Here is a 16,681-nt window from a genome sequence, read left to right on the forward strand (position 1 = left end):
CCCTATCCTGCGCATGAGTAAAAACAATATTAGTGTCCCCAAAATCTTGGATGTTTATTCCATTTACACAGTTAATGATACACTCCCTGCGGGCGTGTGGATTGAAACATCCAGCAAGTACACCTGCGCCCACAGGTCTAGGTCACGCCCCTTGCGGGCGTGTGGATTGAAACGTTTCTGACTTACTTAGGCCGTTCAATTCCCCGTCACGCCCCTTGCGGGCGTGTGGATTGAAACTTAGCATGCACTCTATATCCTTCCATATTGTCGTCACGCCCCTTGCGGGCGTGTGGATTGAAACCCGCTTGCGTCAAGCACAAGTACATTATCTGCGTCACGCCCCTTGCGGGCGTGTGGATTGAAACACAGGATTAAAGCGATTAAATCTTTTGGTAATGGTCACGCCCCTTGCGGGCGTGTGGATTGAAACCAAAACGCTTTGGCCTGCAAACCGCCCCGCTTGTCGTCACGCCCCTTGCGGGCGTGTGGATTGAAACAGTTTGGCGGCTGTACTGCAACAGTCGTACGCTAGTCACGCCCCTTGCGGGCGTGTGGATTGAAACATTGAATAACGAAGCAGGAAGTTGCAACCTATGCAGTCACGCCCCTTGCGGGCGTGTGGATTGAAACCCCCGGCGCGCTGTACGTATTGTAAAATATTGTGTCACGCCCCTTGCGGGCGTGTGGATTGAAACCTACCGCTGAAAAGAGGATAAACTTACCCCGGTTCAGTAGACACGAAGAACGCACAATATCTGATTGTATCGCATGATAGCTCATTATTTTGCAAAATACCATTTTTGTCGAATCGCAAGGACTATTCCATATACTTTTCCGTCTGATTATCCTGACTTCCCAGACGGCCTGGTTGTCAAGGGCGAGCGGCGCTTTTCCGCTCGGCGTTAGCTTACCCTTGGCAAGCAGACTGCCTGGGAATACAATGACGGGCGGCGGGAAAGTTTCTGACAATAGATCACGCCTCACGCCGCTTTCATAAATTCCACCGGCGCTTGGTAAGCGTTACTGGAATGTTTGCGTCGTCGGTTGTAAAAGACCTCTATATATTCAAATATGGCCGCTTTGGCCTCGGATCGCGTTTTAAATCGCCTACCGTATAACCATTCCTGTTTTAGCTTACCCCAGAAGGATCCATGGGAGCAGTATCATAGCAATTGCCCTTACGGCTCATGCTGCAAATAAATTGGTTCTTCTTCAGTACAGCCTGGTATTCTTTGCTAGCGTATTGGATGCCGCGGTCGGAATGGACCAATACCCCTTGTTTGGCGTCAGTTCTGCCAATGGCCTGATTTAGAGCATCTATGACAATCGACTTTTTCATGTGCTCAGCCATAGCAAAGCCAACAATAGCTCTGCCGCACAGGTCCATAACACCGGCAGGGTACAGCCAACCCTCATCAGTCGCAATATAGGTGATGTCACTGACCCACTTCTGGTTTGGCTTTTTCACTTCAAATTCCCGATTGAGCAGGTTTTCGGCAACCGGAAGATTATGCTTCGAATTTGTGGTTGCTTTGTATTTTTTACGGTCTTTGCTTGGATGCCGTTTGCTTTCATCAGCCGGTATACCCGATTTTTGCTAGGTGCGCCATCGTTCTTTAGCTCATTAGTTATACGCGGATAGCCATATACCCCATGATTGTCCTTATAGATACCCGTTATCTTTTCCAGTAACCTCTCATTTTCTAATTCCCGATTGCTTTTCGGTCTTTTTAAATAGGTATAGAAGCCGCTCCTTGAAACATGGAGAACCTCAGCCATCTTAGCACCCCGAAATTGGGAACGGTGCGTCTCCATAAATTGGAAACGCTCTGTTTCTGGTTTTTCGCGAAGTAGGCTGCCGCCTTTTTTAGGATGGCGTTTTCCTCTTTTAAATCCATATTTTCCTTGCGTAACTTGCGTATTTCATCATCAGCCTCATGTAGGTGGCCGCTGCCGGGAAATGCCTGATTGCCGTGTTTGCCGAACTTACCGATCCATCCGCACAGTGTATTAGGGCTTAAGTCTAACTCCCGGGCTACCTCGGCGGCAGATTTACCGCCTTCCTTTACACGGTTAACCGCCACATTATCTTGTACTCTTTATCAAACGTTTTCATTAGGACACCTCCGTGATTTTATTATATCACGCGTTCTATGTGTCCATAAAATCGCGGTAAGGTCAATGATGGTAAGGGAATAATCCATCAGGCAATCTTTTTTGTTCTACAATATCATTTTCAATAAAACCAATAGCACCGGCTGGTGCACAAGGTAAATAACCAGGGAATGCCGCCCCAAACAAATTAGCCAGCGGACAGGGCGGTATCCGGAGGCCGCCGGCCACAGCGGCTGCCTGTCAGGATACAAGAGCTTGCCGGCCGCCATGCCAAGCAACACTACTCCCAGCCAGGGGAAGAGCGGATAATAATCAAGGGAAGCAAATCCTGGCGGTTTTATGCCGAGCGGTACCAGAGTGGCGGTAGCCGCTATCAAGTCGGCAGTCCAATTTCCGACGGCAATTACCGTCATGCCTGCCGTAGCTAACAGCGTTGCGCCGTACCGGGAGAAAAATGGTGCGGTAATCATGCCTGTTCCTAACAGATGCAAAATTCCAAACCGGATATACACCTCCGGGCTGAAGAAGAAAGTTACCGCAGTGATGATAAGACCGGCACCAAACACTTTAATGCCGCGGTGTACCGGATTGCGGCTAAGCGTGCTGCTTATCCCGGAAATGAGCATAAACAGCACAGCCGACGCCCTGCCTTCAAGGTACCAAAAGCCGTTCATATAGTCGAGCGGCCAACCGTAAAAGGAGGCTAAATCAAAAACTGTATGGAAAACAACCATTAAAATAATGGCTGTTCCTCTGAAAAAATCTATTTCGGGAATTCGGGACGATGGGGACATAACTCAAGACCTCCTTTGACAGTATTATGATGACCTTATCCACTGGTAAAAACACGAAATCAATACATTAACAATAAATGACAAAATGGATATCGTCAACAACCAAGCCGGAACTCATCCTTACCTGATACCGCTTTTGGCGCATAAAAACAGACATAGGTAAAATAATAACTGAGGAACCGCTACTTGAGTCACGCATATACTACACTGAAGCTAGTTGTGCCGCTAAGTGGTCCTGGACGGGCGACATTTTGGTGTGGCCCATGTGTTGGAATGCCTATTGACGGGGAGTTGGCAGGAATCACTCACTGAAGGGGGAATATATTACCAGACATATATATAAATGAGGTGCTACCATGAAAGAGTTGTACATAATATTGCTGTCAGTTCTCCTCGGTGCTGTTGGACAGATTGCCTTTAAGTACGGCGCTATGCATGTTCCTGCTACCGGTACTTTCACGGAAAAGATTTTGGCTGCTTGGCCGATTGTGGCCGGTTTGGGCATCTACGGTGTGAGCACACTGCTATGGATTTATGCCTTGCGCACCGTCGAGCTAAGCTATGCTTATCCGCTGATCAGTCTAAGCTATGTGCTGATATTTATTGCTTCTTATTTTGTTTTCCACGAAACAATTGGACTGCAAAGACTGGCCGGGGCGGCTTTGATCCTAAGCGGTATAATATTAGTGGCTAGGTCTTAAAAATTAGTATTAAATTAACCGAATTTTAACATTGTTTTACAATTAGTTAACAAATATCTAAGTTATATGCTATAATCAGTTTGAATCCGACAAACTGAGGAGGCTAAGTATGGGATTTGGCTTAAAGCCGCGTGAAGAAAAATTTTTTCGCTATCTTTTGGAAAACACCCAGCTTATTCGGGATGCGGCCGATGTATTAAAAGAGGCGTTAAATGACCACGAAAACTTGTCCGAATTAATGATCCAGATTGATGATCTTGAGAAACAAGCTGACAACAATACTGCCAAGATTGTCGGCTTGTTGCACAAGTCATTCATCACTCCGTTTGACCGTGAAGACATCTATAGTATCGCCCACAAGCTTGATGATGTCATTGACTGTATTCAAGGTATCATTGAACGTATGGAGTTATATAATGCCGGGGCGGCGTCCGAAGGCGCCAAAGAACTGGCCGAGCTTGTCAGCAAGAGTACGAAGCAGATTGATAAAGCGTTTGGGTGTCTTGACCAGATAAGAAAACAAAAAGACAAGATCGAGGAGCGCTGCGCGCGGATTAGTGAGTATGAGGCACAGGGGGATAGGCTGTACCGGCAGGAAATGGCGAAGCTGTTCAGAGAATGTACTGACCCTATTGAAATCATAAAATGGAAAGAAATATTGCTTCATTTGGAAGAAACCCTGGATATTTGCGAGGATATAGCAGATTTGCTTAAGGGAGTAATTGTGAAATATGCCTGATATGACGCTGGTCTATATAGTGGTGCTGTTTGCGCTGGCGTTTGATTATATCAATGGCTTTCACGATACCGCCAATGCTATTGCCACTTCGGTGTCAACCAGGGCGCTGCAGCCGCAGTATGCTGTAGCGCTTGCGGCATTTCTTAATTTTGCCGGGGCCCTCTACAGTACGGGAGTAGCTAAAACAATTGGCGGCGATATAGTAAAATCCGCTGCTTTGGTTAGCCAGCCGGTTATTATTTCGGCGCTGTTTGGCGCTATTGTCTGGAATCTTATTACCTGGTGGTTTGGCATTCCCAGCAGTTCCTCGCATGCTCTGGTTGGCGGTGTGTTAGGTGCGGTTGTCACCGGAGCCGGATTTAACGCGATTAATCTTTGGGGAGTCGAAAAGATTGTCTTGTCGCTCGTTTTATCACCAGTAATCGCTATGGTATCCGGATATGTATTAATGATTGTTATGATGTGGGTTTTTAGCGGGTCTTCGCCGTCAAAGATTAACTCCGGATTTAAACGCATGCAGTTATTGTCAGCAAGCATGATGTCATTTTCGCATGGTTCAAATGACGCGCAAAAAGCCATGGGTATTATTACTTTAGCGCTGTTAAGTTCAGGACAGATACCGACGCTGGAAGTTCCCCTGTGGGTAAAGCTTGCGTGTGCGACAGCCATGGCCATGGGCACGGCGGCCGGCGGCTGGAAAATAATTAAGACGATGGGTGGCAAGATATTTAAGCTTGAACCCATTAATGGTTTTGCTGCCGACCTTAATTCGTCGCTAGTCATTTTTATGGCCACCAATCTCCATTTGCCGGTCAGTACTACCCATGTGGTGTCTGGTTCGATCATGGGGGTGGGTTCAGCCAAACGGGTTTCGGCCGTGCGCTGGGGGGTAGCTCAGCAAATGCTGTTTGCTTGGATACTGACCATTCCGTTTAGCGCTGCCACGAGCAGTATTATGTACAAAGTACTTATGGTGTTTTTGGGAAAATAGGGCCGTAAGTCCTAAAAATTTTTTAGGAACAAGGTCCTGCCATGAGCACGAATTTAGTTCCATAGTTCCGAATATCCGCTTTAAACCCAATGGTAGCGAAAAATGCTTGAACAGTTAATAACGTGATACTTTCTGTAGAGCGGCTTAACGACTACCAAATAAAGTGGAGGTTATTACGTGAGCATAGGATATTGTCCTGAATGTGGCAGTCTTTCACTTATTGACATCGGTGGACTTTGTCCTACGTGTCATGAACGCGAGCAGGCAGAAGCCGATCAGGTCTTTAAGTACTTGCGTCAATGTGGGGGGTGTGTGTCGGTTGACCAAATTGCCTCCGCAACCTGTGTCAGAAAGAAAACTGTTATGAAAATGCTTACACGGGGCTGGTTTTTAGGTGAGTTTAGGGTTAACTATCCTTGTGAGCATTGTGGCAGTCCGATTGTAGAGGGGCACCTGTGTTCTAACTGTATACATGATATCCGTCAGGAAATGAAGCGGATCGGCTGGTGGACGCTGGGGAAAAAAGATGTTGACAGCGGCTGTTTTACTCAGGCAGGGTATACCAAGTCGAAAAGCGGATTTTACAGCAAGAAAAAAGAATAGGAATTCCAGCAGCCCTTGCATATTTTTGGCAAGGGCTGCTGAATTTTACCGTCGAGCTGTTGTTGGCGATTGGATAATAAAGGGTCTTAATTACATCGAATGACAAATTGGGGATGAAAGCCGGCTGATTGGAAGAACCTTGCTATTAACTTGTTAAGTTATTATAATGATAATAATATCCTGCCATTCATCCTGATAAAGCTTCAGGTTTATAAGGAGGTAATTGTTTTGAGCGCTGTTCGCCGTATATTTGTAGAAAAGAAGCCGGAGTTTGCCGTCGAAGCTGCAGGCATGTTTGCCGATTTGAAACACTATCTTGGCATAGTAGGTTTGACCGGGGTACGCATACTGCACCGCTATGATGTCAGTGGCATTAGCGATGCCGAATTTGCTGCTTCGCTGCATACAATCTTTTCCGAGCCGCCGGTCGATATAATCTATCTTGAACACTTTGAAGCTCCCGCCAATTCTAAAGTGTTTGCCATGGAATATCTGCCTGGGCAATATGACCAGCGTGCCGACTGGGCGGCCCAGTCGGTGCAAATTCTAACGCAAAAGGAACGGCCGGAAATCCGGACTGCCAAAGTCTTAGTATTAGAAGGCGACATTTCCGGCAATGATCTTGCTAAGATCAAAAAGTATTGCATTAACCCTGTCGAAGCGCGGGAAGCGGTGCTGGAAAAGCCGGTAACTCTTGAATTAGCAGCCGAGACGCCGCCGGATGTCGCGGTGCTCGAGGGTTTTATTAAACAGTCGCGTGAGGAGCTGGCCCGGTTTTTGGATGAGCGGGGGCTGGCCATGAGTCTTGAAGATTTGATTTTTTGCCAGACATATTTCCGCGACACCGAACGGCGTGATCCGACCATTACTGAAATCAAAGTTATTGATACATATTGGTCTGATCACTGTCGCCATACCACTTTCCTGACTAAAATTGAACAGGCAGATATTGAACAGGGGCAGTACAACCGCCCGGTGGCCCAAGCCTGGCAGGAATATCAAAATTCCCGGGAATACGTGTACGGTGATAAAGTCGGTACCCGTGACGTCAGCTTGATGGATATTGCTACTATGGCTATGAAAGAATTGAAAAAGCGCGGACAATTGCCTGATTTGGACGAGTCTGAAGAAATAAATGCCTGCAGCATTATTGTTGCGGCCGATATTGACGGTCAGACCCAGGAGTGGCTGGTTATGTTTAAAAACGAAACACATAATCATCCGACGGAAATTGAGCCGTTTGGCGGTGCTGCCACCTGTCTGGGCGGCTGTATCCGTGACCCATTGTCCGGACGGTCCTATGTTTACCAGGCGATGCGGGTTACCGGCAGCGGCGACCCGCGTGCCGACCTGGAGTCGACCCTGCCTGGCAAGCTGCCGCAGCGTAAAATTACCACCGGCGCGGCGGCGGGTTATAGTTCATACGGGAACCAAATCGGCCTGGCAACAGGTCAGGTGGCTGAAATATACCACCAGGGCTATATTGCCAAACGGATGGAGATTGGCGCCGTAATGGCCGCTGCTCCCAAAGAGAATGTTGTCCGCGCCATTCCTGAGCCTGGCGATGTTGTTATCCTGGTTGGCGGCCGCACCGGACGGGACGGCTGTGGCGGCGCCACCGGCTCATCCAAGGCTCATACTGAAGAGTCGCTTATGAGTTGCGGTGCTGAAGTGCAAAAAGGCAATCCGCCCACGGAGCGCAAAATTCAGCGGCTGTTCCGCCAGCCGGTTGTCAGTACAATGATAAAAAAATGCAACGATTTTGGCGCCGGCGGTGTTTCGGTAGCCATCGGTGAACTTACTGACGGGCTTGCTATCAACTTGGATGCCGTTCCGAAAAAATATGAAGGACTTGACGGTACTGAACTGGCTATTTCCGAGTCGCAGGAACGCATGGCGGTGGTAGTTGCCGCCGCCAATGCCCAGGCATTCATTGGCTACGCTAGTGCGGAAAATCTTGAAGCTACCATTGTAGCCGAAGTATCTGCCGATAAACGGCTGAAAATGCTGTGGCGCGGCAAGCCCATTGTCAGCATCAGCCGTGACTTTTTAAACACTAACGGCGTTAAACAGCATACTGCTGTACGAGTGGCTGCGCCGCAAGATAAAAGCTATTTTGCCGGGTTGCCGGGACCAGGCGATATAAATCCGCAAAATATAAAAGAAGCATGGCTTACTATGCTGCAAAACCTCAATGTGTGCAGCCAAAAGGGCCTGGTCGAGCGCTTTGACAGCAGTATTGGCGCAGGCACTGTGCTTATGCCGTTTGGCGGCAAATACCAGGATACTCCGGTTGAGGGCATGGTGGCCAAGCTGCCGGTATTGTCCGGTGAAACTACCACCGGCACAATAATGACTTATGGTTTTAATCCGGAACTGGCGTCCTGGAGCCCGTTCCACGGCGCAGTATATGCAATTGTCGAAGCGGTTGCCAAGGTAGTGGCGCTGGGGGGGAACTTCCGCACTATCCGCTTGACTTTACAGGAGTATTTCGAGAAATTGGGCAAGGACAGTGTCAAATGGGGTAAGCCGTTCAGTGCGCTGTTAGGTGCGTTCTATACCCAAAAACAGCTGGGTATTCCGGCCATCGGCGGCAAGGACAGTATGTCAGGCACCTTTAAAGACCTGGATGTGCCGCCCACGTTGGTTGCTTTTGCTGTAACGGCTGTCGATGTCCGTAATGTTGTGTCCCAGGAGTTCAAGCAGGCCGGCAGTCAAGTAGTATTAGTCCGGGCCGTGCGGGACGAAACCCACTTGCCTGATTTCGCCGCGCTGACCGGAGCTTATGATAAAATTAACGAGCTCGTACAAGCGCATAAGGTACTGGCTGCCTATACCGTTAAACTGGGAGGGATTGCCGAAGCCGTGAGCAAGATGGCCTTTGGCAACCGTATCGGTGTGGAGTTTACCGTTGAGACCGCTCCGGCGACACTGTTTGCGCCTGACTACGGTTCGGTGGTCCTGGAATTGCCTGCCGGCCTAAATGTTGACCAGGCATTTGGCGGGGTTGAGTATGAAGTCATTGGCCGGACAACGGCCAACCCTGTGATCAGTGTCAACGGTGTTGCTATCAGTATTGAGGAGGCCTTCGCCGCCTGGGAACGTCCACTGGAGAAAGTTTTTCCCACCCGGCCGGACTTGATTACCGGCCAGCCGCAAAACTTTGCGTTATATACCGGTAAAAGCAGCCGCCGTCCGGTTGCCGGTATCGCTAAGCCCCGGGTCCTTATTCCGGTGTTCCCCGGTACCAACTGCGAATATGATTCGGCCAAAGCGTTTGAAAAGGCCGGGGCTGTTGTTGACACATTGGTTATCCGCAACTTGACGTCAGCGCAAATTGAAGAGTCGATAGACGCATTGGTCCAAAAGATTGACGCTTCCCAGATTGTAATGCTGCCTGGCGGTTTTAGCGCCGGGGATGAGCCTGACGGTTCAGGTAAGTTCATTGCCACTATGTTCCGTAATCCCAAAATTAAAGAAGCTGTCACTAACCTTTTGCAGCGGCGTGACGGACTGATGTTGGGCATTTGTAACGGCTTTCAGGCCCTCATCAAGCTGGGTTTAGTCCCCTATGGCGAAATACGTGATATGGCTGAGGACAGTCCGACGCTTACCTTCAATAAAATTGGCCGCCACATTTCATGTATGGTCAATACTAAGGTGGTGTCTACTAAATCGCCATGGTTCAGTAATGTTGAGGCCGGGGAGGTATTCGTTATTCCGGCTTCCCACGGTGAAGGCCGGTTTTATGCAACAGCCCGGGAAATCGAGCGGTTGGCGGCTAATGGCCAGATTGCAACTCAATATGTTGATTTTGCGGGCCGCGCTACGTATGATGTTAAATTTAACCCTAACGGATCCTATCATGCCATTGAGGCAATATCCAGCCCTGATGGACGGGTATTGGGAAAAATGGGCCACTCTGAACGTATTGGCGACAATGTCGCGGTAAATATTCCCGGCAACAAGGACCAGCGGCTCTTTGCTGCCGGCGTCAATTATTTTAAATAACAGGTCAGGAAATAGCAGGAAAATAGCCCTTTCCGGCAAATTGTTATTTATAATAATTGTCGGACGGAGGGAGAATGTGTCAACTGCTGGGAAGAGTCAGCATAGTGTTGTTATTGGGCTGTTGTTGATCATAGCAGTGTTGGCGGCAGGCTGCGCCAGTCAACAACCGTACAAAATCGGTTTTGCCGCCGGATTGACCGGGCGGCAGTCTGATATTGGTGTAGCAGGCCGCAATGGGGTAATTTTGGCAGTTGAGGAGATTAATAAAGCCGGCGGTATTAAAGGCCGCCAGGCTGAGCTTATCGTTAAAGACGATAAAAATGCCCCTGACTTTATTCAAACGGTAGATGCCGAACTTATCAGCGCGGGCGCAACAGTTATAATCGGGCACATGACCAGTGCTGCCGCTGTGGCCGCGTTGCCGGTGGCAGACAGCGGCCAGGTACTTATAATTAGTCCGACCGCACGGGCCGAAGAACTGGCCGGACGGGATGACCTGATGATTACTGTTATACCGGCACTGAGCTGGATAATTGGTTTAAGTTTGTTGTAGCCGATAATGGTCCGGGTATTTCGCCTGAATTTCAGCATAAGATTTTTGAAATGTTTCAGACTTTGAAGCCCAGGGATACTCTGGAGAGTACCGGTGTCGGCTTGGCCTTGGTCAAAAAGATTGTTGAGAGCCAGAGCGGTTCTGTCCAGGTCATATCAGCCGAGGGCCAGGGGGCACAATTTATATTTACCTGGCCTAAGGTAATAAAGGAGGACTAACAGTATGTATAATGTTGCCCATATCGGTGTGGTAGTAAAGGACGCAACCAAGTCGTCAGAGTTTTATACCACTGTGTTAGGCTGCCAAGCAGTGAGTGGTCACCAGGATGACCGTGTCTGTCTGGTTTTTCTCAAGGCAGGTCAGCAAACAATTGAACTTATTCAATATAAACAGGATGCTGCAGGGACGCGTGGTGCGGGAGTAGTCGATCATATTGCTTTTGCCGTGCCGGACATGGAGGCCGCGCTGGCGCATCTCCAACGCCATAATGTGCCGCTGTTATTTGACCAGCCTAAAATGGTAGGTAACATGAAGATTATGTTTTTTGCCGGCCCGGACGGGGAACGGTTAGAATTTGTACAGCAGTTGTAAGAAAAAATGAAAAAAGCCGGGGACGGTTTTTGACTTGAATTAGGGTCAAGGACCATCCCCGGCTTCCGCGGCTTTTATCCCAGCCCGATGCCGGGAGGATGCTTGGGAGCATTCTCAACCAGCGGGCATTTTTCTTGACCGCATTCATCACTATAATCGCATTCCATATCGACAACCTTGTAGTGAGGCACAGCTTGGCCGGGAACACGGGTTTCCTGATAAACGACAATAATATTGTGACGCCTTTTAAGATGCGGGCAATCGCCATATAATATAGCAGGGGCGCGCTTGCTCAAGATCTCACCTCCATACTGATATTGCACAATGGCAGTGTCAGGCATATAATAAAAAGGGTTTAAAAAATAGATTGTCACAATCATTGGGGGGCTTAGTATCAATTTCCAAGATATCACGTTAGCGCAGAAGCCATTATTTGATAAGTATTTCAGCCGGCGTAATTATGAAAACGCTCATTTTAATTTTACAAACCTATTTATGTGGCGTAATATATACTCAATTAAATGGACCGAGGTTAATGGTTACCTCGTCATTAAGGCCGGTTATGCTGGCGAGCAGTTTATGCTGCAGCCCTTTGGCCCTGACCAGGGCGTAGAAGCTGTACTTGAGGAAATGGCCGCCTATATGGCTGCCCAAAATATTCCGTTCATGTTGCGCGGGGTGGAAAAGTTCATGGTCGACATGATCGAGAAATGGCGGCCCGGATATTTTAATGTCATCAGTGACCGGGATAACTTTGACTATGTCTATAATACCAAGGATTTAATCGAATTAAAAGGGCGCAAGTACCACAGTAAGAAGAACCATATTAACAGCTTTAGGCGCAATTATAGCGGCCACCAGTATCTGCCGCTGACGTTAGAGTGGACAGCCAACTGTATTGCAAATCAGATCGAGTGGTGTCAAAAGAAAGGCTGCGACGATGACCCGACGTTGCGTGGCGAAAGCGATGCCATAATTGAGGTTCTGAATCACTGGAATGAGCTTAAGCTGACCGGCGGGTTAATTACCATTAACGGTAAGGTTGAGGCTTTTACCTTTGGTGAACAGTTAAATAGCGATACGGCGGTTATTCATGTCGAAAAAGCCAACCCTGACATTCGCGGCATTTATCCGGTCATTAATCAAATGTTTTGCAAAAATGCCTGGCAGCATCTTGCTTACATTAACCGGGAAGAAGACATGGGGCTTGAAGGGTTGCGCAAGGCCAAAGAATCCTACTATCCTGCTAAGATGATCGAGAAGTTTGTTGTTACTGTAAAATAGTAAAATTATTTATGGACAAAATACTCTATAGTATCCAATAAAGATGTACAGGCGTGTTGTTAGTATAAGCGTAAGTCAAGCGCCAGCGGTGGAGCGTTACTAACAATACGCCTAGAAAAAAATCTTTATTGGATTTCATATAGATGATGCTTGGAAAAAGGCCTGTAGCTTATGTTACAGGTCCGGAAATTTTCCTGCGGGTATCTATACTTTTCAATTTGTTGTGGTATAATTTTTAAAGGATTTTTTTGTTGATTTATAAAATTATTTGCGTTTATAGCGAATTTTCATAATATTACGTGCGGCGCGTTGGTTTTAGCTAATATTTTATCTGTGAGGAGAAAGGACAAGCAAGATGGAAATTAAATCAATTAAGAAGTTAAAGTTATACGGATTTAATAACTTGACTAAAACACTTAGTTTTAATATGTATGATATCTGTTATGCGAAGACCCCGCAGCACCGTAATGCCTATATCGAATACATCGATGAGGAGTATAGCGCTGAACGGCTGACCAGTATTTTGACGGAAGTGGCGCATATAATCGGGGCTAATATCTTGAATATTGCTAAGCAGGATTATGACCCGCAGGGTGCCAGTGTGACCATGCTGATTTCCGAAGAGCCGGTCAATCAGCCGGGCGAGGTTGTCAACAATGAAGAATGTGGTGAATGCGAACTTAATGAGCCAGTGCCTGACGCAGTGGTTTGCCATCTTGATAAAAGCCATATTACTGTTCATACGTATCCCGAAAGCCATCCTGACGAAGGTATTAGCACTTTCCGGGCTGACATAGACGTATCTACTTGCGGCCAGATTTCACCGCTTAAAGCGCTTAATTTTCTTATTAATACTTTTAATCCTGATATTGCGGTAATAGACTATCGCGTACGCGGTTTTACCCGTGACGTTAACGGCAAGAAATTTTTCATCGACCATAAGATAAACTCGATCCAAAACTATATTTCCAGCGCAAACCGCGATTTATATCAAATGATTGACGTCAACGTCTACCAGGAAAACATTTTCCATACCAAGATGCTGTTAAAAGAGTTTGACCTTGACAACTACTTGTTTGGTACGGCCAAAAAAGAACTTATGGCTGGTGAGAAAAAGAAGATTAAGCAGCGCCTCAAAAAAGAAATGGCCGAAATTTTTTATGGTAAAAATATTCCAAAAGTTAATCTTAAGTTGTAAATACATTAAAATCCCCCGTTCGGGGGATTTTAATTTTATGAAACTATTATTGCAACCTCTACCTGTACGTGTTTTTCACTGGATCATGTTTTCGACCGTAAGCTATCTGGTCATAACCGGGCTGTATTTGCACGACCCCTGGGGCGGCCTGTCTTACGGCTTTGTCCGCAAAACTCATACTATTGCCGGGATCATTTTGATTTTAAATTTATTTGGACAGATTTACTACTACCTGGTCACCGGCAAATATACTGAGGTATTATTTACGCCGCGCGATATTCCCAATTTGCGCAGTTTCTTCCGGTATGCGCTATTTATTACCGAAGGCCATCCCAACTATGGCCGCTATAACCCCGGACAAAAGGGGTTGTTTACGGCCTGGGGTTTGGCAGTCCTGCTGTCAGGCGTGGCCGCTTTACCCTATTTTTTCCCTGAGTATGCTTCCTGGATAACCAGGCCTGTCGGCGGGTTAGCAGGAATTCGAATTATTTATTATGCCATAACAATGTTCTTTCTTGCTACTGTTCCATTGCACCTTTATTTGGTATTTACCGAAGAACCTGCCAGGCTTCAGGCGATGTTTTCCGGGTATATCAAGAAACAACCCAAAAAAATCCAGTCGCCAGACTGTACCTGTGAGGATACAGAGTAAGTGTCCGGATCAGTCAGGTTTTTTGTTCCGCGCAGTCAAATGAAGGCAGGTTTGTGGGCTGGGACCTGATTAAGGAGGTCAGTACCTGACGACCGGAGTCCATACCCTGCGCCCCGATAAGCGCGATAAGGTCGCCGGGAGCGGCCTCAGTCAGGGCAATTTGAATGGCTCCAGGCAATGTGTTCGTGTATGTATAATTAACTTTCAAGGTATTAAGCGTGTTTAAAAAAGCCAGTCGCTCGTCGTCTGTTACGGTATCTACCTCACCGACATGGCCGGCGCCGGCAGTAATAATCAGCTCAAACACGGTTTTGCGCCGCTGGGTGGCAAAAGCGGCGGCGTTGGCGGCATTAATGGCCGGGCCGCGGCGGCCGCGGATAGCGTTAACAATAATTAGCCGTTTATAACGGAAGGATGCTATCGTAGCGAATACAGCTTCAATACTGCCGGGATTTAGGGCCGTATCGTCAACAACGGTAAGGCCGTTAATATGAAAGACATTCATTCGCCGGTCGACACCCTTGAATTCTGACAAAGCCCGGATGATGATCTCCGGTCTGACACCATGGATAAGTGCGGCCGCAGCAGCCAGTGTGGCATTTTCTATATTGTGGCGCCCGGGCAAGGACAGTTTGCAGAGATGTTTGCCTGGCGGTATCATTTGGCCGTCAATGCCGCTGACCGGCAGGTTGATCTCCAAGATAAATCTGCTGCTGTAAGTAGTAAGGCGGCTAATGCGGGCTGAAATAGTTGCCGGCATATCAAGGGCCATGGTAATAAGGCGGCCGGAAAATTGGTTGGCTATTGTCCGGCAGTAGGGGTCGGCAATGTTAACGATCAGCGGTGTGTTAGGGCTCATTAAGTCTAAAAATTTGGTTTTTGCTTCCAGGTAGTTACTAAAACCATTGTGAAAGTCGAGGTGGTCAGCACAGACATTGGTGAGTATCCCGGTCGAAAACCGGACATGCGCTACCCGCTTCATGTCAATGCCCTGGGCTGATACTTCCATAGCGGCATGGGTCACTTTATTGTCAAGCATCTGCGCCAGATAATGTTGGACGCTGACGGCATCAGGTGTTGTGAGGGTGCTGGGAAAGGAATTTCTGCCGGTATTGACACGGATGGTGCCAATAAGTCCGGTATTGAATCCGGCATGAGAAAAAATGTGTTCCAGCATACAGGCAATTGTCGTCTTGCCATTAGAGCCGGTTATGCCGACCAAATGTAAACTGTGTGACGGGTTGCTGTAAAAGGCAGCCGCTAACTCAGACAATGCTAATCTGGCATCGGCTACGGTAAATGCAGGAATATCAAGCCGGGGCAGATTATCAGGGCAATCGGTGACAATGGCCATAGCTCCTTTGGCGACGGCATTAGGGATAAAGGTATTGCCATCAGCCGTACGACCGCGGATGGCGACGAAAATATAGCCTGGACGTACTAGGCCCGAATGGCAGGTAATACCTGATGCTTTGGCGACAAAGTCGCTAAGGGACAACATACTACTCCCCCTTACCAGCAAACATGATACTCCATGGTATTCTCATTACTGGCAGGAGGTGAATTATGATAAAAGGTAATTTTAGGTTTTTAGCAATTATCGTAATGGTTGCCGCACTGGTCAGTGCCGGTTGCGGACTGAATGCTCCGGCTCCCAAGCCTGAAGCAAGACGGGTGGCCGACGGGGTAATGGTTGAGGGGCAAGCGGTAGGCGGTTTGACTGCTGAAGAAGTCGGCGGTATTTTAGCTAATTTGGCTAAAGCCAAAGACGTTCCGTCGGTAAATGCCGGATTTGACCCGGTGACAGGCGGCATTATCCCCGAACGGCCTGGTCAGCGGCTCAACATTGCTTCGACCATTAGTAAGCTAATGGCTGCGCCGGGTGGCAGCACGGTTGCAGCAGTATATGAACCTTTCCTGCCTGATATAACCAGGGACACACTGGCGCGGGCCCGCAAGCTGGGGACATATACTACGCCGGTCCTGGATGACAGTCCTGGACGCCTGGCTAATATCCGTTTAACAGCCAAACTTGTCAATAATACATTAATTGCGCCGGGACAAGAGTTTTCTTTTAATAAAACAACAGGTGATCCTACCGAGGAGCGGGGATTCCAGCCTGCCGTTGTTTTTGGCGATGGCGGCGAGAAAGAGCAGGGATTAGGAGGGGGCATGTGTCAGGTTTCCTCTACTTTATACAATGCCGTGTTTAACGCCGGTCTTAAAGTAATTGAACGTCATCCTCACTCCCAGCCGGTTAATTATGTGCCGCCTGGTAAAGATGCCACCACTTACACTGATAAAGACCTTCGGTTTGTTAACACTACGGGCGGGCGGCTCATTATTCGGGCGTTTACCCATGACGAAGGTTCCAAGCTGACGGTTGATTTGTGGGCGCTGCCTAACGCATAAGCTTGAGCTGGTTCTGGCATACTAATAGTGAGGTGGG

General features: G+C 47.9%; 15 protein-coding genes, 1 pseudogene and 1 CRISPR repeat array. Of the genes and pseudogenes, 12 read left to right on the forward strand and 4 right to left on the reverse strand.

The window, feature by feature from the left end; translation table 11 throughout:
* The first annotated feature begins 76 nt into the window (after positions 1–76).
* Positions 77–695: a CRISPR direct-repeat array (repeat unit 32 nt; unit sequence GTCACGCCCCTTGCGGGCGTGTGGATTGAAAC).
* A 285-nt stretch (positions 696–980) separates the two neighbouring features.
* Positions 981–2,116, reverse strand: a pseudogene (locus SCACP_RS01485) (IS3 family transposase).
* A gap of 106 nt (positions 2,117–2,222) precedes the next feature.
* Positions 2,223–2,909, reverse strand: a complete 687-nt coding sequence (locus SCACP_RS01490) for a heparan-alpha-glucosaminide N-acetyltransferase (protein WP_425059688.1) — start codon at positions 2,907–2,909, stop codon at positions 2,223–2,225.
* A gap of 356 nt (positions 2,910–3,265) precedes the next feature.
* Between SCACP_RS01490 and SCACP_RS01495 the strand changes: the two genes are divergently transcribed.
* The 8 genes from SCACP_RS01495 (at position 3,266) to SCACP_RS01530 (ending at position 11,098) form a co-directional block, all read left to right on the forward strand.
* Positions 3,266–3,610 (forward strand): EamA family transporter, encoded by a 345-nt coding sequence (locus SCACP_RS01495; protein WP_425059689.1) that lies wholly within the window; start codon positions 3,266–3,268, stop codon positions 3,608–3,610.
* 109 nt (positions 3,611–3,719) lie between these two features.
* Positions 3,720–4,349 (forward strand): DUF47 domain-containing protein, encoded by a 630-nt coding sequence (locus tag SCACP_RS01500; protein WP_425059690.1) that lies wholly within the window; start codon positions 3,720–3,722, stop codon positions 4,347–4,349.
* Positions 4,342–5,340, forward strand: a complete 999-nt coding sequence (locus tag SCACP_RS01505; RefSeq protein ID WP_425059691.1) for an anion permease — start codon at positions 4,342–4,344, stop codon at positions 5,338–5,340. The genes SCACP_RS01500 and SCACP_RS01505 overlap by 8 nt, the downstream gene beginning before the upstream one ends.
* A gap of 177 nt (positions 5,341–5,517) precedes the next feature.
* The gene (locus tag SCACP_RS01510; protein WP_425059692.1) at positions 5,518–5,943 is read left to right on the forward strand and encodes a hypothetical protein; all 426 of its coding nucleotides are present in this window, start codon (positions 5,518–5,520) and stop codon (positions 5,941–5,943) included.
* 228 nt (positions 5,944–6,171) lie between these two features.
* Complete coding sequence (locus SCACP_RS01515; RefSeq protein ID WP_425059693.1) at positions 6,172–9,954, forward strand: phosphoribosylformylglycinamidine synthase; 3,783 nt, start codon at positions 6,172–6,174, stop codon at positions 9,952–9,954.
* Between the two features lie 76 nt (positions 9,955–10,030).
* Positions 10,031–10,507, forward strand: coding sequence for an ABC transporter substrate-binding protein (locus SCACP_RS01520; protein WP_425059694.1), 477 nt, complete (start codon positions 10,031–10,033; stop codon positions 10,505–10,507).
* A 17-nt stretch (positions 10,508–10,524) separates the two neighbouring features.
* On the forward strand, positions 10,525–10,725 hold the full coding sequence (locus SCACP_RS01525) for an ATP-binding protein (protein WP_425061297.1): 201 nt from the start codon (positions 10,525–10,527) through the stop codon (positions 10,723–10,725).
* Positions 10,726–10,729: 4 nt separating this feature from the next.
* Positions 10,730–11,098 (forward strand): VOC family protein, encoded by a 369-nt coding sequence (locus SCACP_RS01530; protein ID WP_425059695.1) that lies wholly within the window; start codon positions 10,730–10,732, stop codon positions 11,096–11,098.
* A gap of 74 nt (positions 11,099–11,172) precedes the next feature.
* Here the strand turns inward: SCACP_RS01530 and SCACP_RS01535 are convergent, their stop codons facing one another.
* Positions 11,173–11,394: a hypothetical protein gene (locus SCACP_RS01535; RefSeq protein WP_425059696.1), complete on the reverse strand. Its 222-nt coding sequence runs from the start codon at positions 11,392–11,394 to the stop codon at positions 11,173–11,175.
* A 112-nt stretch (positions 11,395–11,506) separates the two neighbouring features.
* Between SCACP_RS01535 and SCACP_RS01540 the strand changes: the two genes are divergently transcribed.
* The 3 genes from SCACP_RS01540 to SCACP_RS01550 all read left to right on the forward strand — a co-directional run bounded on the left by SCACP_RS01540 (position 11,507) and on the right by SCACP_RS01550 (position 14,232).
* Positions 11,507–12,382: a DUF2156 domain-containing protein gene (locus SCACP_RS01540; RefSeq protein ID WP_425061298.1), complete on the forward strand. Its 876-nt coding sequence runs from the start codon at positions 11,507–11,509 to the stop codon at positions 12,380–12,382.
* A gap of 355 nt (positions 12,383–12,737) precedes the next feature.
* Positions 12,738–13,580 carry an adenosylmethionine decarboxylase gene (speD, locus tag SCACP_RS01545; protein WP_425059697.1) on the forward strand — a complete coding sequence of 281 codons (843 nt, stop codon included), beginning with the start codon at positions 12,738–12,740 and terminating at the stop codon, positions 13,578–13,580.
* A 37-nt stretch (positions 13,581–13,617) separates the two neighbouring features.
* Positions 13,618–14,232, forward strand: a complete 615-nt coding sequence (locus tag SCACP_RS01550) for a cytochrome b/b6 domain-containing protein (protein WP_425059698.1) — start codon at positions 13,618–13,620, stop codon at positions 14,230–14,232.
* Positions 14,233–14,245: 13 nt separating this feature from the next.
* On the opposite strand, the gene SCACP_RS01555 is transcribed toward SCACP_RS01550, so the two are convergent.
* The gene (locus tag SCACP_RS01555; protein WP_425059699.1) at positions 14,246–15,733 is read right to left on the reverse strand and encodes a Mur ligase family protein; all 1,488 of its coding nucleotides are present in this window, start codon (positions 15,731–15,733) and stop codon (positions 14,246–14,248) included.
* 65 nt (positions 15,734–15,798) lie between these two features.
* On the opposite strand from SCACP_RS01555, the gene SCACP_RS01560 reads away from it, so the two are divergent.
* Positions 15,799–16,644 carry a VanW family protein gene (locus SCACP_RS01560; RefSeq protein ID WP_425059700.1) on the forward strand — a complete coding sequence of 282 codons (846 nt, stop codon included), beginning with the start codon at positions 15,799–15,801 and terminating at the stop codon, positions 16,642–16,644.
* Positions 16,645–16,681 lie beyond the last annotated feature (37 nt).

It is taken from the genome of Sporomusaceae bacterium ACPt (assembly GCA_041428575.1).
Taxonomy (GTDB): Bacteria; Bacillota; Negativicutes; order Sporomusales; family Sporomusaceae; genus Sporomusa_D; species Sporomusa_D carbonis.